The sequence below is a fragment of the Corynebacterium jeikeium genome (genome assembly GCF_000738175.1).
Lineage (GTDB): Bacteria > Actinomycetota > Actinomycetes > Mycobacteriales > Mycobacteriaceae > Corynebacterium > Corynebacterium jeikeium_C.
The window spans coordinates 177,118-198,680 of record NZ_JFCH01000011.1 but is presented as its reverse complement, the minus strand read 5'-3'; the positions used below and the strand labels follow the sequence as shown (position 1 = coordinate 198,680).

Below are 21,563 nucleotides of genomic sequence, written 5' to 3'. Positions count from 1 at the left end.
GTGAAATGGAAACCCATTCAGAATGAAGAACTCAAACGTTGTCCGTGCGCTCAGCATCGCCGTGCTCTCCACTACCCTGGTGTTGGGAGCCTGCAGCTCCGATGCAGATGACAAGGCGGAAAATACTTCCTCAGGCGCAAACTCCGCAGCGAATTCCGGCGATAATGCCTCCGAAGTCAACATCAAGCACGCCTGGGGGGAAGACACATACCCCGTAAACCCCGAGCGCGTCGTTGCCATTGGTCCAGCCATCGACAACCTGCTGGCTATGGGCATCAAGCCCTCCGCCGTGGTGGTGTCTGCTAAGGACATGAATGCCCCGTGGCGCGACGGCAAGTTGGATGGCGTGGAGATTATCAAGCAGACCGATTTCAAGACTCTGCCGAAGGAAGAGATCGCCGCCGCTGCTCCGGATTTCATCGTCGGGGACTACTGGACGATCTCCGAGGATAACTACACACAGCTCTCCGAGATCGCGCCCACTCTGGGTGGTATTGGCACCGAGGGTGAGGGGATCAGCTGGAAGTCGCAGTTGAAGGAGCTCGGCAAGATCTTCAACAAGGAAGATAAAGCTCAAGAAGTCATCGACCAGGATGAGAAAGTCTTCTCCGATGCGAAGTCCGAGCTGCCGAATATCGAGGGTAAGACCGGTGTGGTCTCCCAGTTCGCTCAGGGATCCTTTGGAGCTGTGGCCGACCCGAAGGATCCAGGAGCCTCCTTTATCTACGACCTGGGTATGAAGTTCCCGGAATCTCTGACCGACGGCTCAATCGAGGTACAGCAGGGGCGCGTGACTCTGTCGCCAGAAAACGTCTCCGCCCTGGCTGCGGACTTCATGGTGATCTATAACCGCACCGGTGACATCGCGGAGGTGGAGAAGATCCCGGGCTACTCAGACCTGCCGCAGGTCAAGTCCGGCGCCACCCTGGCGGGTAACGAGGCTGTGGTTGCTGGCCTGAACACGCCGACCGCCCTGTCCCGTGCATGGGTATTGGAGCAGGTCAAGCCTACCTTGAAAGAGATCTCTTAGTCTCTTTTTCTCCAGCACCCCTCGCGAATGTGTCGCCCGGTGTGGCAGCGTGGGGTGTTTTCTTATGCCCTTTCTTGTTCTCTCACTCGCCTCCCCGCTGCCGCCCGCCGACTCACAAGGAACTTGACTTGTCTTCTACGCTGCCGTTAACGAGCGCTCAATACGGTGTCTGGAACGCCCAAAAACTCAACCCCGAATCGCCCTACTACGTGGTTGGTGAGGTACTGCACCTGGGGCCAGGGCACATCGAGCTGGAAACTCTGCAGCACTCCATCGCACAGCTGCAACAGGAAGCTGAGACATTGCGCGTGCGCGTCACGACGGATGGCCTTACCCCGCAACAATCCGTGGTACAGGAAGGCCCCGGGGTCGACCGCGTGATCGACGTGCGGCACGCCGCGGATCCCCAGCGCAGCGCGGAAGCCTGGGTAGATGCGCTACGCGCCGAATGTGCCGAGACGATGCGCACCATGGTGGATCAACCGTTGTGTCGTTATGTCATTATTCTTCTCGACGTCACCGAGACCTGGGTTGTCCAGCTTTATCATCACCTTATTGTCGATGGCTTCTCGGCTTCCCTGCTCACGCGTCGCCTTAGTCAGATTTATACCGCTCGCGTGGCAGGAAAGCAGGCTCGTCCATTCCGGGCAGCTTCGCTGTCCGAACTGGTGGCGCTGGATCAGGAGTACCGCGAATCCGCGGAGCATATCCGGGATAAACAGTATTGGACGTCCGTACTCGCACAGCTTCCGGAAGTTGCTGAGCGCGCCACGATGAATACGGCCACAAAGGCAGAAGGCACAGGGCAAACCACAATCACCACCACCATGCGCCTGGGGCCGGAGATCATGGAGAAGGCCACGAAAGCCGCTACTGATGAGCAGATTACGTGGGTAGAGCTCATGATCGCACTGTACGGGGCGTTTGTTCACCGTCTGTTGGCTCCACGCTCGACCAGCGAACAATTCCTGGCTGTGCCCGTGATGGCACGCTCGCATACGCGAGAGCTCCGCACGCCTGCAATGGCCGTCAATGTGCTGCCACTGCGAGTCAACGTCGACAATCAACAAACGGTGCAGGAGTATCTACACCATGCGGTGGAGTCGCTGCATGGTCTACTGGCCCACCAGCGACTGCGTGGAGAGAGCCTACCGCAGATCACGGGGGACTCCCGGGTGGCTGACGTGCTACACGGAGTGGGAGTGAATGCTAAGGCCTTCACCACCCGGGCGGATTTCGCGGGGGTTCCGGGGCGGTTGCGCAATGTGGCGGGTGGGCCGCCGGAGGATTTGGGATTGGTGCTCACCCCGGCCGAGGATGGCGGACTGGACATGGCTTTTGAGACGGATCCGGCCCGCGTGAGTGCCGAGCATGCGCGGGCTCGGTTGGAGGCACTGCGGGAGTTCACGTGTCAGGCGCTTGAAGACACATCCCGAAAGATCGGGGAGCTGCCACTGCATAGCCAGAGACGGCGCGTGGAAATGTTAGAGCAGCGGCACGCCCAAGGTGTCGAAGTGGCCGAAAATAGCCGATCGCAGGACGCTCTGAGCACCGCTTTGTCCACGCTGCGAAACCACACACAGGCACATCTGGTGGTTCACACTGCCGATGGCTGGGATACCGAGCCCGGAACTGAGATGTTGGATCGCGAGATACTGGGCGCTGCAGTGCTGAACAGCAAGGATCTCCACGCTGCAGTACATCGCCTGGCTAGTTACTTTCGCCGTGAGGTTCTGGGAAGCGACAGGTGGCGCCAGGCGGAACAAGTCACCGAGCAAGATAGGGCGCGACCAGTGCTCGCTCTCGAGATGGAGCGGGGGCGCGAATTGGCCCTTGCTGTGCTAGCCGCTTTCGCCGCGGGTGTGCCCTTCGTCTATATCGATCCCACCAGTCCTGCCCAGCGCCGTGAGCAAATCCATGCGAACGCTGAACCGGTAGCTAGTGTGGATGCGGCGGCCATCCGCTACGCCCTAGCCTTGGGCAGTACCACCTCGGAGGAGAACGCCGTAGAACGGTCCGCGGAATCGGCAGCCTGTCCAGACCCGGAGCAATTGGCCTACCTGATCTATACTTCTGGATCCACCGGCAAGCCCAAGGGCGTGGAGGTTCCCCGCCGTGCCATTAGCTCTCTGTTTGCCCAACACCGCAGCGGATTGTACGACAGGCCGCACGCGGTGGTGGCGCATACGGCGTCTTTCAGTTTCGATGCAGCATTCGACCAGTTGCTGTGGCTGCTGGCGGGCCACGACGTGCACCTCTACCCAGAACAGGCCACTGGGGATGCAGACAAGCTGGTGGAACACTTCGCTACACAGCAGATCAATGTGGTGGATACGACTCCCTCCATGATGAAGGCGTTGTTGGCCGCGCAGTTATTGGAGAAAGTACCGAGCCTGCAGTTAGTGGTTTTGGGTGGCGAAGAGCTGCCCGCTGAGCTGTGGGATCACCTGGCGGCCACCGGCCTGGAGGTCGTCAATGCCTATGGCCCCACCGAAAGCACTGTAGATGCCCTTTTGGCCCGAGTGGAGCCGGGCGTGGCACACCTGGGGCGGCCCGTTGCCGGTATGCGTGCCTACCTGGTGGATAACGCCCTGCAGCTGGTAGGAGACCAAGAAGTAGGCGAACTGGTTCTAGCCGGTCCACAGCTGGCACTCGGCTACCGTGGCCTTCCGGAGGCCACCGATGCGGCGTTCAAGGAGGACGTTCGCATCGACCCGCGTCGGGCTCCGGAGCGCATTTACCGCACCGGGGATCGGGCACGATGGATTCCTGGGCGGGGCTACCAGTTTCTGGGGCGTGCCGATGAGCAAGTCGAGATCAATGGGCAGCGCGTGGAGCTGGCCGAAGTGGAAGCTGTACTAGCCAGCGTGAACGGCGTGCGGCACTGCGCCGTGGCACCACTGAATCGCAGTGGGCAGGCCACTGTGTTGGTTGCTGCGGTGGTAGGGGATTGGCCCATGGACGCTTCAGATCTGACCGCTATCCGGCACCAGTTGCAAGCTGCTTTACCCGCCGCGGCGATCCCCCGGCGCATCCATCCAGTGCGAGCGCTGCCCACCACCACCTCCGGCAAGATCGACCGGGAGGCCATCGCCGGATACGGACTGCAGCCGCCGACCGCTGGTGCGAAGGAGGATACCGCAGCTCCCGAGGCGACCGAACCCGTGGAGGTCTCTAGCGCAGGTAACGCAACTACAAGCGGTAAAAACGACCCGCTTGCGCCGCTCGACCCTGCCCACCTCCTGCTGCATCGCACGGTGTGTGATGTTCTCCATCTACCGCCGCAGCAGACTGATCCTGATCAGGACTTCATCAGTTTGGGAGGGGAGAGTATTGCTGCTCTTCATGTGGCCTCTCGCGCACGTCAGCAGGGGCTGCTGTTGCAGCCGAAGGACCTAATGGGCGGCATTGCGTTAGCGCAGATCCCATTAGACTTCCGTCCTCCGCAGAATCCGCAGGCTCCCCAGGTTTCGCAGGCTGCGCGCCCGACCTTCCTTAGTTCTGGTGAAGACCTGGGCGATAAGAGTAATGAGGGCTCCAATAATGGGGACGACCAATGGCTGGATTGGGGTGTATTGCCGTGGAGTCCGGTGGCGCGCACGCAGATTGCAGCTGCTCCCACCGTGCAAGCGATGCGTCGCCACGTGATGTACCGGTGGCTAGATGTGCCACCCGGGTGTGGCCAAGCCGATGTACTGCGCGCGGTGGAGGTGCTTCAGCGCCGGCACGCGAGCCTGCGGATGTTGCTGGACTGGGACAACGTAGTGCAGCTGATCCCGCGTGTGCCACTGGCCAGTGCCACGGAGATTGTGGTGGAGCTTGCGCCGGACGGCCCAGATCCGGTGGAACAGCTGGCCGCCCGCATAGCCCCCGATAGAGGAGTGATGTGGCAGGTGGGGCTGTGTGCGGAAGGCGCGCTGGTGATGGTGCACCACCTGGCGATCGATGCGCTGTCCTGGCCGAACCTGCAGCGCGAGTGGAATGCTGTATTAATTGACGCCAACGTGAAGCTTCCCGCACTCACCGGCCTCCTGCGCGCCCACGGGATGCAGCGTGCCGTGGAGCACCAGGCCGTGCAGAACGTGCCACCGGGATCGGCGGAGCTGTCGGTCTTGCCGGAGTTGCCGGAGAAACTGCTATGCCCACGGGGGCAGGCCACGATGATGTGGCGACATATTGCGATGCCGGACGCTGCGGCGATGAGTTCCGAGCTGGCGCAGCGTTTTCGAACAGACCGACAGGTCGTGGTGGTGTCATTGTTAGCGCAAGCGCTACAGGCCGTAGGTTTGACCGAGCTTCAGCTGGTGGTGGAAGGGCACGGCCGCGATGGCGGCACCGGTGCCACTCGTTCTGGTGACTATGGCAGCACCGGTAGCGCGGTGGATTGCATGGAGCTGATCGGTTGGTTCACTACGGAGGAGCGTTGGGCTTTCTCTGTGAGGGCTGACGGTGCCTCCGTTCATTCATCCGCCAATTCTCCGAGGTTTATGGCAGCGTGGGTTCGCGCTGGGCGCGAGGCCGAGTCGCAGGCTCAGCCGTGGGATCCAGCTTCGTGCCCTCCAAACCGTCGTGTGGTGATTAATGTTCTGGATGCACAGCCGGAGGAGAGCTTCGGCGTGTTGGAATCCGACGACCGGCGGATGACGGAGGCTCTGACGATAAATGTCTTCCTCACCTCGGACGGCGCAGACGTGGAATACGTGGCGGACCTGGCAGCACTCAGGGATGCATCCCCGACCGTGCTGGAGAAACTGCACGAACAGCTACAGCGTGCGGCGCGGGACCTGCTGGTCGCGGATCGATTGGTACTGCGCCAAGCACTGCCTAGCGACTACCGGGCATTCGATACACAGCCGACGAACCCTCGGCTAGGCCACAGCTCAACCAACCAGCCCACACCGACCCTCAGCGTTGCTCATCTGCGCTCCCTGGAAGCCGCCCACGGTCCCCTGGAAGACATTGTCCCGGCTACTGCCTCCCAGCAGGGGCTGCTGTTCCACGGATTGGCCGGAACCGACCGCTACGTCATTGCCGCCGCCGTGGACCTTACTGGTGTGGCTTCCCCAGAGCTTATCCACCAGTCGATGCGGGCAATTCTGCGCCGCCACGCAGCACTGCGCGCCGTGTTCGATTGCAGCGACCTCCCGCTGATGCTGATTCCGGAGCGGCTCGATCTGCCCTGGACAATCCACGACTGCAGAGACTTCTCACCGGCTGCAGCTCATGCGTTCGTGGAACATCTGCGGGAGTTGCGCGGCCACCGCGCCGTGGACCTGGAATCCGGCCCGCTAGTCACCGCAGACCTGGTGCTGTTGCCAGAGAGTAACCGACTAGAAACCAACCGCCCTGCCACACTTGTGCTGGGCAGCCATCACATCCTCACCGATGGCTGGTCCACCGCCGTGATGCTGCAGGATTTGCAGCGACTGCTAAGCGGCGAGGATCTGGACCCCGCGCCCTCCTTCGCGGAATTTGCTCGAAGCCTGTGCCAACGCAGCGTCGAACAACTGGAGCGGGAACACCGCGCCTGGCAACAGATTTTCACCGGCACCGATCAGCCCCATGAGGCCAGTCGCACAGGCGAGCACGGAGGTGTGATTGCGGGCTTGCGGCCGGTGGCGTCAAGTAAAAAGAGCACAACAGAAGCCCCAGAGGTGCCGCACGTACTGCACCGCGACACAGACGGGCGGGTGACAACGGCCGCGGCGAGCCTAGGGACCACACCCAGTGTGCTGGTACAAACCGCGTGGTTGCTCACGCTGGCTGCGCTGCATGGTGGGCGCCGAGTGACTACGGGGGTGACTCTTTCCGGCCGGTCCGCGGAGCAGCCGCGAATGGCTAGTGCGGTGGGCATGTTCATCACCACACTCCCGTTGCACGTACAACTCGAACCGGGGCACACGCTGCGCCATACCGTGCGACAGGTGGCAGATACCATGGCGCTGATCAGCGAGAACCAGACCACGCCGCTACAGGAGATCGAGACCCTGGTGGGAAGTGCACCGTTGTTCGACACCGCGGTGGTGTACGACCATCACGCACACTTCGGTGCACCGAGCGGTCCACACACAGTGGAGACCTCCGAGTCGTGCCTGCGCATCCAGGGGCTGCGCACCAGCGGTCGCACGCATTACCCGCTGACTGTCGTGTGCCCGCCCGGGGACGTTTTGGAAATTACGCTGGTGCACCGTCCGGATGTGGTGGAACGCATTCTTCCTGACGCCGCCGCGAGGTGGTTCGGCACATTCCTCAATGCACTGTGCGACGCCGCCACCGGTAGGGATCTCCGGTTGGTGGAGTTGCTTCCGGAGCGCGGCGAGTTTGAGGAGCCAGCGGACGGGCAAATAGAAGTAGATGGGCACAGCGAAGTAGAGGAAGCGGATACGTGCAATACCGGTAACCGGGAGCTTTCTGAGGACAACCCCGTATGCGCCCAGGTGCAGGCCGCCATGGAGAGCTTGCTAGGCAACCCGATCGGCCCCGAAGAGAACTTCTTCACCTCCGGTGGTGACTCCCTGCTGGCCATGCGTTTGATGGGTGTGCTGCGCAAGCAGGGCATGCAGTTGAAGATCCAGGACATTGTGGATGCTGGTACTCCGGCAGCCATCGCGGAACGGCTGGGGCAGGGCACTGGTGGAGCTATGAAGGCTAAGCAGCCGCCGAAGCCGCAGCAATCCCAGCGCTTACAGACTGCCGAGCATTCGCAACGCCGCCCGGTGTGGTGCCTCCATACGATCGGCGGACATGGCTTGGCCTTCGCCCCGCTGGCCAGCCTTCTGGCGGACACTGAGTTCGACGCCCGCCTGATCGAACTACCGTCCCCGCTACCCCAGGTGGAAACACTGGCCGAGCTAGCGGAGCTCTACACCGAACAGATCCTGGCCGAGCAACAAGAAGGACCCTTCACGTTGGTGGGCTACTCCTTCGGTGGCGTGGTGGCTGAAAACATCGCTGCCGCGTTGCAGCGCCGGGGCTATGAGGTGCGGTTCTTAGGAATTCTTGACGCCTACCCCAGCGGCAGCAGCCCCAGCTCCGGTACGCATTCCTGGCCGCCGGGCACGCCCGATGGCAGGACAGCCTTTGGTGACTACGACGTTCGGGCAATTGCGCGTGCCGATGGGATGTCACACGAATTGGGCACTGTGGGCGTCGATATAGAAAGCAACATCCGTTTCTGCATGCAGATGCTGCACACAGCAGCACCCACCAGCTACGAAGGCCGGGTCGAGCTAGTGGTGGCAACGCAAAACAACAGTGATGTGGCACACGGGCAGTGGGATCCGGCTGCTGCGTGGAGGCGCCGTCCGGGGGCGTATCCGGTGCGGGTGAGCGAGCTTGAACTTACGCACGCGCAGCTGGTGAAAGCCGATGGCTGGAAGAACGTTTTCCAGCAATGGGCACCGCGGCTGCTGGACAAGAGTTCGGCTGACCGGCCAGCACCCGAGGCGACAGGTATCGACCCTGCGCATGCCGACCCTGCGCACTGACCCGCTACACACCGACTCACCGCACACCGCCAACCCAGAAACGAGAAAGGAATGACCATGGCGAGGAATAGCCGAGACAGGGAAATCTACCCCATTACGATCCGCGAACTGCAGGTCGATGACATCGAGGACATCACACCAGGGATGCGTCGCATTACTCTGACGGGCGAACAACTACGCGCCCATAGTGCGTTCGGCGTAGACGCACCACCGCTAGTCAGCGATGGTTTCGACGACGATATCCGCATCATCTTCCCAGACCCGGCCACCGGGGAGCGCCCTCACCCCATCACACGGGAGGACGCGACGGTGCTATGGCAAGAGGAGGTCAAAGATCTGTTTCGGACATATACCGTCCGTTCATTCGACGCCTCCCAGGGCCGCCTCGTCGTAGACTTCGCGCGGCATGGCCAAGGCCTGGCCGAGGACTGGTCCGCACGAGCTCGACCGGGAGATCCCCTGTATATCGCAGGGCCGAAGTCTTGCGCAGCGCTGCCCACCCACACTCCGTGGCTACTGATGGTGGGCGACGAGACGGCGCTGCCGGCGATTGCTCGCTGTATAGAGTCTTTGCCCGCCGGGTATAGGGCAGTGGCGATTATTGAGGTTGCCACGCGGGCACATGTCCAGCGACTGGAGTTCGAAGCACAGGTGGACATTCACTGGCAGGTGCGAGACGAGGGCGGGGACTTCGTGGCGAAAGCTACCGAGTTGTACGGAGAACACCCAGAGTGGGCGGCCGAGCCCGCCGCGATGCCCTATGTATGGGCTGCGGGAGAGGCCGGGCGATTGAAGGCGATCCGACGCTGGGTTCGAGCTCTGGGGATTCCGCGGGAAAACGTGGAGATTACGGGGTACTGGCGCGCAATGGCACCGGCACAATCGGAAGCAGGGGCGACGGCTACGCAGGGCGACAGTGAGGGGGCGGAGACAGGGGCCGTGACGAGCCACCGTAATGCGGTGATTGAGCTGCATGAACTCACCGAAATGGGGTCGGCGATTCTGGTGCGCCAAGCCGTAGGGTTGGGGATTTTTGGCCTGATTGATGAGGGCGCGGATCGAGTGGATCAACTGGCCGCAGCAACTGGCCTGCAGCAGGAGCTGGCTCTCCGGATTGCGCGTTACTTGGAGGCAGTGGGGTTAGTGACTTTGTCGGCGGATGCAGCACTGGATAGCTCAGCGGAGGATGTGGCGGACCAACGGGCGGTTCGAATCGGCCTCACTGCGCTGGGCAGCGAGTTAGCAAACCCGGATTCTCCAGTAAGGGATTGGATTGCCGGGCCGGCAGCCGCCAAGACCGCAGCACTTGGCCAGCTAGGGCAGGCACTGCAGAATCCGGCTGATACGGGCGAGCACCGCTGGGACTACATTGTGCAAACCCAGCCACAACTGGCCGTGGAGGAACACGAACAGGCGGCCTCCAGCGCTCAGTGGTCGGCCCCGGCCGCAGCGGAGATTCTGAGCAGCAAGCTACTAGCGCGACAGGATGCTGGCTCGCTTCGGTGCGCGGTGGGAGGTCCGGCCGCGGCGGTGTATGCGGATGAGATTCTACGTAAGATACCGCAGGCCAACGCCGTGGTGTTGGGGTCGTTTTCGGAGGCAGAAGATGACGCAAGGATTTCAGTAGGCGCAACAACTGCAGCGATGACGGAGCCTGGGGCCAGCGCAGAGGAGGTTATGCTGCGCGATATTGCTCCACGCCGCCGGGATCGTGCTCGCTATAGTGCACTGCACGCTCCAACGGTTGGGCGTAGCGGTGAGGATGTGCGCCGGGCGGATTGGGCTGGCACAGTGGCTACTTTGTGTGAGCAGGTAGATGCTGTGGTGTTGGTTGATCCGTGGCGGCGTTGGCCAGCTATAGAGCTGCAACAGCTGGTAGCTGCCGTACTACGTTTTGGGGCGCAGCTGTTCCTGGTGACCCCAGTGTTGCAGGAAAGCGGGGCCGAGGATCATGACTACGAGGAAGATTTATCACGCCTCGTTCTGTATGGATCGCAGCTGCCCACGGCCCGTGTGATTGCGAAGCACCTGGCTGCCGTGGGTGCGGTAGCGCGTTCGCAGCAGGCGGTGGGGTGGAGTGCCCAGCTGTTCGAGGTGGGGAGGGGAGGTAGGTAACTGCCGGTGGTCGGGCGAACCTCAGGACATTTGTCTCGGGCGAAGCGTGTGGAGGAGCGGCGGACGTTTGGTGGTTTGCTAAACCGTTTCTAAAGTGCCCCCTGTCGGCTGGCCCCTAGCGGCTGAGCTGCCTCCATATCGGCGGCCACACATCCCCCAAAATAATTAACTTAGGGTAGCATGTTGTGTGGTTAGCCTAACCTGTGTAAGATAGGCGCGATTGCTGAGTCCCCCGTAGCCGAAAGAGGCCATCAGTCCCTCAGGGCTACGGGCACTCTACAGCGCCTCAAAGAGTTCCTTACACGTTAGGCTTTCACATGTTTCGAAACAATTCGCTGACCCGTCGAGCGGCGCTGAAGACCGCCGCTGTCTTGGCAGCATCCACTCTTGTTCTGTCTGGTTGCTCCCGAGGCGATGACGCGGCGGCGTCAAAAAATGAGGGCACCGGGGACGAGCGCATCGCCGCAGTTGGCCTGGGAGACAGCGATACCTTGCTCGCTCTAGGCATCCAACCAGTCCTCGTAGCGCCCTGGGGTGCTGAGGGTGATGTTGATGCGTCTGGCGTCGGCCCATGGGCTACCGAAAAGCTCGGCGAAAACAAACCTGAGGTGGTCTACGGTACTGCCAGCGGATTCACTGCTGAAATCCTGGAGAAGATCTCCGCCGCTGATCCGGACAAGATCATTGCGGTGAACTCTGCCGTAGACGCGCAGGCGAAGAAGGCGCTCAATGACATTGCCCCTACCACCGTGAAGCCAGACGGTGCGACGGACTGGCAGATCCCTTGGCGGGATCAGGTCAACCAGATCGCCGGCGCTGTAGACAAGCAAGAAGAAGGCGACAAGCTTGTCGAAGAAACGCAGAAGGCCTTCGATGATTTCCAAAAGCAGCATCCTGAACTCAAGGGCAAGCGTGCGGCTATCGTCATGCCTTATCAGGGAAAGATCGGCCTGTACACCTCCGGTGACGGCCGAGGGCAGTTCATCGAAAGTCTGGGCTTCGAGATCCCGAAGGAGCTCGAAGGCGACGGCGGCGAGTTCTACCGTGACATCGCACCTGAGAACTACAGCGACCTCAACAACGTCGATTACCTCTTCGTCCTTGATTACCAGGGTGCCGCCGATACCTTGAAGAAGGATCCAACATTCAGCAAGCTGGACGTTGTTCGCGAAGGCAAGGTCCGCTGGATGGACGAAAACGTGGGCAATGCAATGAGTATGCCGAACCCATTGACCATCCCCTGGGCAGTAGACAAGTTCTCTGACGCAATCTAGTTGAAAGTGTCTGCGTCAAGAACTCGACATTCTTTGGTGCTTTCCCGGCGTTTGCTTACTTCGGCCGCACTCGTTGGTTTGGCATTGCTGCTGGTTGCCTCCCTGTACTTGGGTTCCAAAGACCTTTCCATTGGCGAGGTGACCAGCATCCTCATGCATGGTCCGCACCCGTCCGCGCAGTCCGGCATTAATGCTGAACAGTCCGGCATCATTTGGGACCTGCGCGTTCCGCGCACGCTCTTAGCAGTGATCACAGGTGCGGCCCTGGCTATGGCGGGCGCCATTGCTCAGAGCTGGACCCGCAACCCCTTGGCAGATCCCGGCATTATCGGCGTGAACGCTGGAGCGAGTTTCGCAGTCGCCGCGGCACTGACCTTGGGTTGGGCAACGACGGTCGGGGAGCGGACACTTGTGGGGCTCGTCGGAGCTGCCGTCGCCGCTCTAATCGTGTTATTGATTTCCCGCGTATCGCGTAACCCGCTAACTCTGGTACTCGTGGGCGTGGGAGTTACCTTTGCCCTGCAAGCGGCCACGAACATGCTGAGCCTCTATTCTTCCGACACCCTGGAAGGGCTCCGCCGCTGGACCGTCGGCTCCACGGCTGGGCGGGGTATGGAAGACGTAGCCTTAGCTGCTTTAGGTCTAGTACTAGGTGCGCTATGTGGTGCGCTTGCAGCACGCCCGCTGGATCTACTTGCGATGGGCGAGGACTCCGCCCGTTCCCTTGGCAGCTCGCCCACGAGAACCCGCTTGTTGGCTGCCGCAGCGGTGATCATCCTCGCCGGTTCTGCGACTGCCACCGTGGGGCTTGTGACCTTCGTGGGCTTCGCCGTGCCACACCTACTGCGTCCGTTCACTGGCCCGGCGCTTACCCGTCTCTTGCTACCAACTGCCATCCTCGGCGGCGCGGCTGTACTGCTAGCCGATATTGTGGGCCGCTTCGTCCTGCAACCTAACGAGCTGGAAATGTCCATTGTCCTAGCTATTGTCGGTGCCCCAGTGATGATTCTGGCGGTACGACGTAAGAAGAGCTCACCGACCTCGAATGACTCGGAGCTGGCGATATGAGCGATATGACGTCTATCCGTAGTATCAAGCGTTCACGAAGCAGACGCATCCTGGCAGCCACATCGGGGTTCGCCCTCATAGCGGCGCTTTGTTATTGCCTAATTCTGGGGCAAGGAGCGGTGAAGCTCAGCCCGATGGAAGTCATCGAAGTTCTCACCGGTGGGGGCACACAGCAAGCAATCAACGTGGTGTGGGATCTCCGCCTGCCTGTAGCAATCGCTACCGTTCTGGTCGGCGCGGCGCTGGGGCTGGCCGGCGCGTGGACCCAAACCATGGCTCGCAATCCGCTGGCCAGTCCGGACATTCTCGGTGTATCCGGCGGCGCAGCGGTTCTGGTTGTGGCGGGCACCGTAGTTACCCGCCCCGCATGGAGTGAGGGGGTGTCGACGTTCTGGTGGCGTGCTGCACTCGCTTTGGTTGGCGCACTAGTGATCGTTGGTTTGCTCGTTCTGCTCGGTGGTTTCGGAACGTCGCAGCGCGTAGTGGTCATCGGCCTGGCGCTGTCTTTCCTCACGCAGTCTTTAGTGCAGTATCTTCTGCTCAGGGCTGACTTAACTCGTGCCACGGATGCCCAAACTTGGCTCGCTGGGTCCACCGGCTTTGTGCGTACGGAAGCTTTGCTGCCTATGGCGTTGGGCCTGTTGCCCTTCGTAGTTTTAGGCCTCTGCGTTACGCGCGATGTCCCTCTTCTTTCTCATGATGACGCCACCGCGTCCACACTTGGTGTAAATGTCACGAGGGTGCGCGCTATTTTGCTCATCGCCGCAACGGGCATTGTCGCGGTGGTGGTTTCCTTTGTCGGCCCAATTGGATTCGTGGCACTATTGGCTCCTCAGCTGGCCAAGCTGATGGCGGCCACTCCCACGCCCCATCCGCTGTGCTCTACTTTTGCAGGCGCCGCTCTATTAGCTGCGTGCGCCGTCGTGGCGGGCGCACTGCCATTTACATCCCCTGTGGGGTTGGTTACCGCCATCATCGGTGGCCCCGCGTTGGTGTTGCTTGTCTGGCTGGCGGCCCGTCGCGGAACTCTGAAAGGAATGGTTCAATGAACGTTCAAGTTGATCACGTCACCGTGGGGTACAACGACGGCCCAAGCATTGTTAAGGACGTGTCTTTCACTGCAGAGCCCGGGAAGGTCACCACGCTCTTAGGCCCCAATGGTTGCGGCAAGTCGACGCTGCTCAAGACGCTTTCTCGGCTGCTTGCTCCCGCCGAAGGGCAGGTACTTGCCCAGGAGAAAGACGTGCATAGTTTGCGGTCGCGCGAAGCCGCCCAACTAATTGCGCTTTTGCCACAACACCCGCTGTGTCCGGCGGGATTGACCGTTGGAGAACTTGTGGAACGCGGACGGCACCCTTATCGTCGATCGCTCTGGGGTGGGGGAGCGACGGCGTCAGAAGATAAAGAAAAAGTGCGCGAGGCGCTGAAGAAGACGAAGGTTGACCATCTTGTTGCCCGCGACGTGGCGGAGCTTTCTGGCGGCCAGCGGCAGCGGGTCTGGATGGCGATGGTGCTGGCGCAGGATACGCCAATTGTGCTGTTGGACGAACCGACTACCTACCTAGATCCGGCACATGCGATAGAGATTCTAAGTATCGTGCGGGAGCTCGCTCAAGAGGGCAAGACGGTGATTACCGTGCTTCATGATCTTGGCTTGGCGGGAGCTTTTAGCGACGAGATGATCGTCATGAAGGAAGGGGAAAAGATCGCCGAGGGTTCTCCAAAGGAGGCTCTGACGGTGGATGTGTTGCGCGAGGCATATGGCCTGAATGCCGAGGTGTGGGAAGATCCCCGCGGTACGGCTCCGATCATTGTGCCGCGAGGGATCGTTGCTAACCCGCCACAGGGGTCTTGAGTGGAGGGCCTAAGGCCTTGCCCTCCCGAGGAACCAATAGGGGCACCACTGCACGGATTCGCTATTGAGGCCCCAGGTGTGAACTGCGTGGCGCCGTACTTCCTTGCAGAGTTGCCCTTCGCCCGCGACCCAGACGTACTTCGACTGGGTCGCGGGGTGTTCGGCACGGTCCAATTGCTGTAGGTGGGACATCACTGCCGCGCTGAAGTCCGTTGTAGCGCTAAACAACACTTCTAGGCTGCCCAGCTTGCTCTCCCAGTCGGCGACGAGGGAGGGCTCGAGGTCACCATGGTTCTCGGCGACAATCACGATGTGCATGGAGCGCAATTGTTCCGGGGCGAAAGCTTGCGTGTATTCCAAGATGGCGCGAATGGAAGGCGCGGCAGATGGGTCTGCGATAAGCGTTTGCGAATTGTGCGCGCGGTGCCAGAGACCCTGGCATGTCCAGATGCCTACCTGGTCACCAACACGAGTTGCAAGAGCCCAGGCGAGCCCTGGTCCGACGTGCTCATCCTTTGGATTTTTGACGCCATGTGTCGCCACGTCGAAAGTTAACTGTCCGCACTCGGAATCGAATGAGCGAACGGTGTACCAACGTAGATTTGGGCGTTGGGTCTCCGGCATGGCTGCAACGCTTGCGCGGATATTGTCGCCACCTCCGTGGAGTGGTAGATGGAGATTCTCGCCGGGCTTAGCGGGCATAAAGAGGCCAAAGAACTCGTCCGGGCCGGAAAGCTGAAAGCCGACCAGTTCAGGGGAGTGGATGACAATCCTCTGCAGGTTTTCTGCCGGGGCGCTGACGTCATAAACAGTGGCGCGGATGATTCGATGGTGCGGTTCAGAAGGGGCGGCCAAGAGTTGGTGGTCAGAGAAGGCCGCGCGGTAGGCGGAAGTGTTCGTCGGAGTGTTCAGGGTAATTGGTTTCGAGGTCATAGTGGAAGTTAACTTACCCTTACCTAAAGCAAAAGTGAAAGGGCGAGGGACAGAAAGCCCCGCGGGGATCCGAGGATCGCCGCGGGGCTTGAAACTGTATGGCTGACCTGTCTGCTTAAGAGATCAGCCGGAACCTAGTTCCTAGCGGGAACCGGCTGTTCTTACTTGGCCAGCTTGCCCAGCTTGTCGAAGTTGTTGAACAGGGAAACGATGCCGCCAACCAGGGCTGCAACGGTGGTGATCAGGGTGACGACGGTGGTCAGCTTCTCCAGGCCCTTGGTGTTCTCGTCCCAGCCGAAGAACTTGTTTGCGGAACCAGCCAGGTCCTTCTTGCCGGGCTCGCCGTCGTTGTTGTCGTTCTCGGTGCCATCCTCGTTCTTCTTCAGGCTGCCGGCGAGGGACTCGATGGAAGAGTTCTTGACGCCGTTGTCGGTGTCCTCAGCAACTGCAGCGGTGGAGCCAGCAACTGCAACGGTAGCGGCGGTGGTCAGAGCCAGCAGGGACTTCTTGAGCTTCATGTGTTTAATCCTCACGTGAAAGATGGTGTGTCGGCCTGAACTGGCCGTGGTACGGGAATCAATTTAACATGGCCGTGCACTTTAAGCACAGTGCAAATTTGCTACCTGCGTGCTGAAAGAGCTTATAAATGATCCTTGATTGCATCTGGGTGCAGTCTGAAAACCTCCTGCCGGGCTGACGGTACGCCCTGCCTCAAACCTTCAGTGCGGGCGCCTTAATCCCCTTATGGTGCTGAAGATTCTGGATATAACCGCATGCCACAGTTGTGATCTGACCAGTGATTTTGTAGCGCAAAGCACCAGGCCGGTTCAGTATTAGCAGACCTGCTGGAATGGCGAGGCAACGGAGCGTGAGGGGGCGTCAACAAGAAAGAAAGAGAATCGCACGGGGGTGGGGCAACACACCCCCGCTGCGCGAAATCTGCCACCGCCCCGAAAAACTCTGATACGGCGATTTGGTCGGCCGAGCAGGGGTGTGGAAGAATATAGCGGTTGCCAGAAGGCGAACCGAGTTCACGATGAACTGAACGCGCTGGCACAGACCGCGTGCGCGAGGGTCGGAAATCCCACGCACGGCAAGCAAAAATCTAGGTCAAATTAGGAGACTCAAGTGATTCAGCAAGAATCGCGTCTGCGAGTTGCCGACAACACCGGTGCCCGGGAAATCCTGGTCATCCGTCCGCTCGGTGGTTCCGTTCGACGCTCCGCTGGTATCGGTGATGTCGTCGTAGCTACCGTCAAGGAAGCTGCACCCGGCGGCACCGTTAAGGCCGGCGACATCGTCAAGGCTGTCATCGTCCGCGCAAAGAAGGAGACCCGTCGTCCGGACGGCTCCTACATCTCTTTCGACGAGAACGCGGCTGTCATCATCAAGGCAAACGACAACGATCCCCGCGGCACCCGTATCTTCGGCCCGGTCGCACGTGAGCTTCGCGACAAGAAGTTCATGAAGATCGTTTCCCTGGCTCCGGAGGTGCTCTAAATGAAGATCCGTAAGGGCGACACCGTACTGGTAATCTCCGGCCCGGACAAGGGTGCAAAGGGCAAGGTCATCGAGGCCTACCCGCAGCGCGACAAGGTCCTGGTCGAGGGCGTCAACCGAATCAAGAAGCACGTTGCAAACTCCGCTCCAGAGCGCGGCGCTGAGTCCGGCGGCATCGTTACCCAGGAAGCTCCGATCCACGTTTCCAACGTGATGGTCGTTGACTCCGACGGCAACCCGACCCGTATCGGCTACCGCTTCGACGAAGACGGTAAGAAGATCCGCGTGTCCAAGCGCAACGGGAAGGACATCTAACGATGAGCGAAAACTACACCCCACGTTTGAAGACTCGCTACCGTGAGGAAATCCGCGAGAAGCTGAACGGCGAGTTCAGCTACGAGAACGTCATGCAGATCCCGGGCGTCACCAAGGTTGTCGTCAACATGGGTGTCGGCGACGCTGCTCGCGATTCCAAGCTGATCAACGGTGCAATCGAAGACCTGACCAAGATCACCGGTCAGAAGCCGCAGATTCGTACCGCGAAGAAGGCAATCGCTAACTTCAAGCTGCGTGAAGGCATGCCCATCGGCGCCCGCGTTACCCTGCGTGGCGACCGCATGTGGGAGTTCCTGGACCGCCTGCTGACCGTCGCTCTGCCGCGTATTCGTGACTTCCGCGGTCTGAACGACAAGCAGTTCGACGGCCACGGCAACTACACCTTCGGCCTGTCCGAGCAGTCCATGTTCTACGAGATCGACGTCGACAAGATCGACCGTCCTCGCGGCATGAACATCACCGTCGTTACCACTGCAACCAACGACGACGAAGGCCGCGCACTGCTGCGCGAGCTGGGCTTCCCCTTCAAGCAGAAGGGCTCCGCTGAGTAAATCAGCGTGACAAAACCCCCGCTTCCCATCGAGGTTCTCCTCGAATAATAGGGAAGCGGGGGTTCTTTGTTTTTGGTATCCGCTGCCGGTTTACAGGAAGATCTTAACGATCTTGCCGATGAAGCCGATTACGTCCTTGACCTTGTCCAGGGTAGAGGTGGAGTCGTCCCAGCCGACCAGCTTGTCGATGGAGCCCTTCAGCTTCTCCTTCTTCTCGTCGTCGATGGAGCCCTGGGTGCCCTCCTCGGTGGAGCCCTCGTTCTCGGTGTCCTCGGCGTTCTCGTCTGCGGTCTCGCCAGCCTCGGCCTCGTCGTCTGCCTCAGCCTGGTCATCACCAGCGGTAGCGTCCTCAGCCGGTGCGGCCTCGTCGGCAGCCGGCTGGGTTGCGACATCGGCGGCGACCGGTGCCTCAGCGGCGTCGTCTGCAACTGCAGCCGGAACGCCAGCCAGGGCGACGGAGGATGCTGCGGCCAGGGTGATGAGGGACTTCTTGAACTTCAAAGGAATCTCCTTCCGAGAGGGGTGTATAAAAACTGCAAAGTTGCGACGGGGTAGTGATCGGTTCTGCGAGTTCCGATCAGGTGCCGCAAGTCTGTACTTCGTGTACGTACAACATGTGTAGTGAATTGCGGCTCACTCTCGCAATAGGTGCAGCCAAAGTGTGAGGCAATTCACGTAACGGCTGAAACGCGCAGGTAGGGACGCTTAATTTCCCCTATTCTCCCGCTTATGTAGCACAAATGCTACACACAGTGTTCGCTTATCCGTCACTGCTTGACGCGCCACACTAACCCCGCACGCCACCGCTTAAGCCGCCGCCTAAACCCCCGCACGTAGCCACCGTCACGGTCGTGACTGGGATTGGCCTACTCCTGATCTGCTGGATTTCTGGCCCTAGGGGCGTCACAAAACAAGAAAAACAGCGATTTGGGGAAACCCGCAGGTGATTGCTAGAGTTATCAGGTCTTGCGTTGCCCCATGCCCAAAACTGGGATGGCAGCGTGAGCAGTGTAAACATCAATCCACTTTGTTGTAGGCCCCTCGCCCAATAAAGCGGCCGCGCGGACACGGCGGCGAGCACCCCACGTTATTTAGCATGGGGCGCGCTAGTAGCCAGCAAGCGCGCGGTACACGCATCCTGGGTGGGCCGGGAACCGCAATGAGAAAGGCTATGGGTCAAAACTTATGACCATGACTGATCCCATCGCGGACATGCTGTCCCGCGTGCGGAACGCATCCAACGCGTTCCATGAGTCCGTCTCCATGCCTTCCTCCAAGATCAAGGCGAACATCGCCGAGATTCTGAAGGAGGAGGGTTACATCGCTGACTACACCGTCAATGACGCCAAGGTTGGCAAGACACTGGACATCGAGCTGAAGTACGGCCCGTCCCGCGAGCGTTCTATCTCCGGGCTGCGTCGTGTTTCCAAGCCGGGTCTTCGTGTGTACGCAAAGTCCAACGAGCTGCCGCAGGTTCTCGGCGGCCTGGGTGTGGCCATCATTTCCACGTCCCACGGCCTGCTGACCGACCGTGAGGCTCAGAACAAGGGTGTAGGCGGAGAAGTTCTCGCCTACGTCTGGTAACTAGAGGAGGTCCAAACCATGTCTCGTGTTGGCAAGGCACCGGTGGCTGTCCCCTCTGGCGTCACCATCAACATCAACGGCCAGTCTGTCGAGGTCAAGGGTCCGAAGGGTACCCTGAGCCAGGACATTCCGGCCCCGATCACCGTGGCACAGGAAGGCGAGGAGCTCGTCGTTTCCCGCCCGGATGATCACCGCAAGAATCGTTCCCTGCACGGCCTGTCCCGCTCCCTGGTCTTCAACATGATCGAGGGCGTGACCAAGGGCTACACCATCAACATGGAAATCTTCGGTGTTGGCTACCGTGTGCAGCTCAAGGGCAAGAACCTGGAGTTCGCACTGGGCTACTCCCACCCTGTGCTGATTGAGGCACCGGAGGGTATCACCTTCGCCGTGGATGGCAACACCAAGTTCTCCATCGCAGGTATCGACAAGCAGCAGGTCGGACAGATCGCCGCGAACATCCGCCGTCTGCGTAAGGACGATCCTTACAAGGGCAAGGGCATTCGCTACGAGGGCGAGCAGGTCCGTCGCAAGGTCGGAAAGACGGGTAAGTAATGAGCAACACTGCACAAAACGAAAAGCGTCTGCCGGTGGGCAAGGACATTTCCACCCGCCGCCGCACCGCACGCGCACGTCGTCACTTCCGTATCCGCAAGACCCTCTCCGGCACCCCGGAGACCCCGCGTCTGGTAATTCACCGCACCTCTCGCCACATGCACGCACAGGTCATCGACGATGTTGCAGGCCACACCCTGGTCGCAGCATCCACGATGGAAGCCGATGTGCGCGCTATGGAGGGCGACAAGAAGGCTCGCGGTGCGAAGGTTGGCCAGCTGATCGCCGAGCGCGCCAAGGCCGCTGGCATCGAGGCTGTCGTCTTCGACCGTGCGGGCTACAAGTACCACGGCCGCGTCGCCGCTCTGGCTGATGCTGCCCGCGAAGGTGGTCTGAAGTTCTAATGACCAACTCCACGAACAACACCAACGGAAGGAACGCGTGATGTCGGGACGTGAACGTAACGGCGGACGCTCCGCCGAGAACAACGACAAGAAGGAGCGCAACGAGCGTAACGGCCGCAACGACCGCGGTGGACGTAACGATCGTCGCAACCAGCAGGATGAGCGCAGCCAGTTCATCGAGCGCGTGGTTACCATCAACCGCGTCTCGAAGGTTGTGAAGGGCGGTCGCCGCTTCAGCTTCACCGCGCTGGTCATCGTCGGCGACGGCCAGGGCATGGTCGGCGTCGGCTACGGCAAGGCCAAGGAAGTCCCTGCCGCCATCCAGAAGGGCGCAGAAGAGGCTCGCAAGAACTTCTTCCGCGTACCGATGATCAACGGCACCATCACCCACCCGGTTCAGGGTGAGGACGCTGCAGGCATCGTCATGATGAAGCCCGCAGCACCCGGTACCGGTGTGATCGCTGGTGGCGCTGTCCGCCCGGTGCTGGAGTGCGCCGGCGTGCAGGACATCCTGTCGAAGTCCCTGGGCTCCGACAACGCCATCAACATTGTCCACGCAACCGTGGCTGGCCTGAAGCAGCTGGTCCGTCCGGAAGAGGTTGCCGCACGCCGTGGCAAGTCCCTGGACGAGGTTGCTCCGGCCGCTATGCTGCGCGCACGTGCAGCAGGACAGGGGGCATAAGCAATGGCTTTGAAGATCACCCAGGTTAAGGGCTTGGTCGGAACCAAGCCGAAGCAGCGCGATTCCATGCGCTCTCTCGGCCTGAAGCGCATTGGCCAGACGGTCGTCCGTGAGGACAACCCGATCGTCCGCGGTCAGATCAACACTGTGCGCCACATGGTCGAGGTCGAAGAAGTGGCAGGAGAGTAA

18 protein-coding genes are annotated in these 21,563 nt (G+C 60.6%); 15 read left to right on the top strand and 3 right to left on the bottom strand.

From position 1 onward, the window contains the following. The first annotated feature begins 22 nt into the window (after positions 1-22). The 7 genes from JQ46_RS01885 to JQ46_RS01855 all read left to right on the top strand — a co-directional run bounded on the left by JQ46_RS01885 (position 23) and on the right by JQ46_RS01855 (position 14,829). Positions 23-1,030, top strand: a complete 1,008-nt coding sequence (locus tag JQ46_RS01885) for an ABC transporter substrate-binding protein (RefSeq protein WP_034984980.1) — start codon at positions 23-25, stop codon at positions 1,028-1,030. A gap of 128 nt (positions 1,031-1,158) precedes the next feature. Then, the gene (locus JQ46_RS01880; protein ID WP_034984979.1) at positions 1,159-8,517 is read left to right on the top strand and encodes a condensation domain-containing protein; all 7,359 of its coding nucleotides are present in this window, start codon (positions 1,159-1,161) and stop codon (positions 8,515-8,517) included. A gap of 57 nt (positions 8,518-8,574) precedes the next feature. Beyond that, complete coding sequence (locus JQ46_RS01875; RefSeq protein WP_034984977.1) at positions 8,575-10,632, top strand: siderophore-interacting protein; 2,058 nt, start codon at positions 8,575-8,577, stop codon at positions 10,630-10,632. A gap of 317 nt (positions 10,633-10,949) precedes the next feature. Then, entirely contained in the window at positions 10,950-11,906 is a 957-nt protein-coding gene (locus JQ46_RS01870; RefSeq protein WP_034984976.1) for an iron-siderophore ABC transporter substrate-binding protein, read from the top strand. 36 nt (positions 11,907-11,942) lie between these two features. Continuing rightward, positions 11,943-12,974, top strand: a complete 1,032-nt coding sequence (locus JQ46_RS01865; protein ID WP_034985026.1) for a FecCD family ABC transporter permease — start codon at positions 11,943-11,945, stop codon at positions 12,972-12,974. Then, on the top strand, positions 12,971-14,023 hold the full coding sequence (locus JQ46_RS01860) for a FecCD family ABC transporter permease (RefSeq protein WP_424647990.1): 1,053 nt from the start codon (positions 12,971-12,973) through the stop codon (positions 14,021-14,023). Before JQ46_RS01865 ends, JQ46_RS01860 begins: the two co-directional genes overlap by 4 nt. Further along, positions 14,020-14,829, top strand: coding sequence for an ABC transporter ATP-binding protein (locus JQ46_RS01855; protein WP_034984974.1), 810 nt, complete (start codon positions 14,020-14,022; stop codon positions 14,827-14,829). Before JQ46_RS01860 ends, JQ46_RS01855 begins: the two co-directional genes overlap by 4 nt. A gap of 9 nt (positions 14,830-14,838) precedes the next feature. On the opposite strand, the gene JQ46_RS01850 is transcribed toward JQ46_RS01855, so the two are convergent. Beyond that, positions 14,839-15,762, bottom strand: a complete 924-nt coding sequence (locus JQ46_RS01850) for a siderophore-interacting protein (protein WP_034984972.1) — start codon at positions 15,760-15,762, stop codon at positions 14,839-14,841. A gap of 161 nt (positions 15,763-15,923) precedes the next feature. Then, positions 15,924-16,280, bottom strand: coding sequence for a hypothetical protein (locus JQ46_RS01845; RefSeq protein WP_034984970.1), 357 nt, complete (start codon positions 16,278-16,280; stop codon positions 15,924-15,926). A 610-nt stretch (positions 16,281-16,890) separates the two neighbouring features. On the opposite strand from JQ46_RS01845, the gene rplN reads away from it, so the two are divergent. The 3 genes from rplN to rplE are packed head-to-tail and all read left to right on the top strand — an operon-like array spanning position 16,891 to position 18,149. Continuing rightward, the gene (gene rplN, locus JQ46_RS01840; RefSeq protein WP_034984969.1) at positions 16,891-17,262 is read left to right on the top strand and encodes a 50S ribosomal protein L14; all 372 of its coding nucleotides are present in this window, start codon (positions 16,891-16,893) and stop codon (positions 17,260-17,262) included. Further along, the gene (rplX, locus tag JQ46_RS01835; RefSeq protein ID WP_005291939.1) at positions 17,263-17,577 is read left to right on the top strand and encodes a 50S ribosomal protein L24; all 315 of its coding nucleotides are present in this window, start codon (positions 17,263-17,265) and stop codon (positions 17,575-17,577) included. Between the two features lie 2 nt (positions 17,578-17,579). Continuing rightward, a complete protein-coding gene (gene rplE / locus JQ46_RS01830; RefSeq protein ID WP_011274139.1) occupies positions 17,580-18,149 on the top strand; it encodes a 50S ribosomal protein L5 in 570 nt (189 codons plus the stop codon). 90 nt (positions 18,150-18,239) lie between these two features. On the opposite strand, the gene JQ46_RS01825 is transcribed toward rplE, so the two are convergent. Then, positions 18,240-18,650, bottom strand: coding sequence for a hypothetical protein (locus JQ46_RS01825; protein ID WP_034984968.1), 411 nt, complete (start codon positions 18,648-18,650; stop codon positions 18,240-18,242). Between the two features lie 684 nt (positions 18,651-19,334). Here JQ46_RS01825 and rpsH point away from each other — a divergent pair. Genes rpsH through rpmD form a run of 5 tightly spaced genes read left to right on the top strand, consistent with a single transcriptional unit; the run spans position 19,335 to position 21,563 of the window. Beyond that, complete coding sequence (gene rpsH, locus JQ46_RS01820) at positions 19,335-19,733, top strand: 30S ribosomal protein S8 (RefSeq protein ID WP_011274137.1); 399 nt, start codon at positions 19,335-19,337, stop codon at positions 19,731-19,733. An 18-nt stretch (positions 19,734-19,751) separates the two neighbouring features. After that, positions 19,752-20,288, top strand: a complete 537-nt coding sequence (rplF, locus tag JQ46_RS01815) for a 50S ribosomal protein L6 (RefSeq protein ID WP_011274136.1) — start codon at positions 19,752-19,754, stop codon at positions 20,286-20,288. Further along, positions 20,288-20,692, top strand: a complete 405-nt coding sequence (gene rplR, locus JQ46_RS01810) for a 50S ribosomal protein L18 (protein WP_011274135.1) — start codon at positions 20,288-20,290, stop codon at positions 20,690-20,692. Before rplF ends, rplR begins: the two co-directional genes overlap by 1 nt. A gap of 40 nt (positions 20,693-20,732) precedes the next feature. After that, complete coding sequence (gene rpsE / locus JQ46_RS01805) at positions 20,733-21,374, top strand: 30S ribosomal protein S5 (RefSeq protein ID WP_011274134.1); 642 nt, start codon at positions 20,733-20,735, stop codon at positions 21,372-21,374. Positions 21,375-21,377: 3 nt separating this feature from the next. Beyond that, positions 21,378-21,563 (top strand): 50S ribosomal protein L30, encoded by a 186-nt coding sequence (gene rpmD / locus JQ46_RS01800; protein WP_011274133.1) that lies wholly within the window; start codon positions 21,378-21,380, stop codon positions 21,561-21,563.

What these genes read in the sequence shown, in the direction of transcription:
- rpmD (WP_011274133.1), top strand. Translation starts at nt 21,378, where the DNA reads ATGGCTTTGAAGATCACCCAGGTTAAGGGCTTGGTCGGAACCAAGCCG.
- rpsE (WP_011274134.1), top strand. Translation starts at nt 20,733, where the DNA reads ATGTCGGGACGTGAACGTAACGGCGGACGCTCCGCCGAGAACAACGAC.
- JQ46_RS01860 (WP_424647990.1), top strand. Translation starts at nt 12,971, where the DNA reads ATGAGCGATATGACGTCTATCCGTAGTATCAAGCGTTCACGAAGCAGA.
- rplF (WP_011274136.1), top strand. Translation starts at nt 19,752, where the DNA reads ATGTCTCGTGTTGGCAAGGCACCGGTGGCTGTCCCCTCTGGCGTCACC.
- rpsH (WP_011274137.1), top strand. Translation starts at nt 19,335, where the DNA reads ATGACCATGACTGATCCCATCGCGGACATGCTGTCCCGCGTGCGGAAC.
- JQ46_RS01885 (WP_034984980.1), top strand. Translation starts at nt 23, where the DNA reads ATGAAGAACTCAAACGTTGTCCGTGCGCTCAGCATCGCCGTGCTCTCC.
- JQ46_RS01855 (WP_034984974.1), top strand. Translation starts at nt 14,020, where the DNA reads ATGAACGTTCAAGTTGATCACGTCACCGTGGGGTACAACGACGGCCCA.
- JQ46_RS01845 (WP_034984970.1), bottom strand. Translation starts at nt 16,280, where the DNA reads ATGAAGCTCAAGAAGTCCCTGCTGGCTCTGACCACCGCCGCTACCGTT.
- JQ46_RS01850 (WP_034984972.1), bottom strand. Translation starts at nt 15,762, where the DNA reads ATGACCTCGAAACCAATTACCCTGAACACTCCGACGAACACTTCCGCC.
- rplE (WP_011274139.1), top strand. Translation starts at nt 17,580, where the DNA reads ATGAGCGAAAACTACACCCCACGTTTGAAGACTCGCTACCGTGAGGAA.
- JQ46_RS01870 (WP_034984976.1), top strand. Translation starts at nt 10,950, where the DNA reads ATGTTTCGAAACAATTCGCTGACCCGTCGAGCGGCGCTGAAGACCGCC.
- JQ46_RS01875 (WP_034984977.1), top strand. Translation starts at nt 8,575, where the DNA reads ATGGCGAGGAATAGCCGAGACAGGGAAATCTACCCCATTACGATCCGC.
- rplR (WP_011274135.1), top strand. Translation starts at nt 20,288, where the DNA reads ATGAGCAACACTGCACAAAACGAAAAGCGTCTGCCGGTGGGCAAGGAC.
- rplX (WP_005291939.1), top strand. Translation starts at nt 17,263, where the DNA reads ATGAAGATCCGTAAGGGCGACACCGTACTGGTAATCTCCGGCCCGGAC.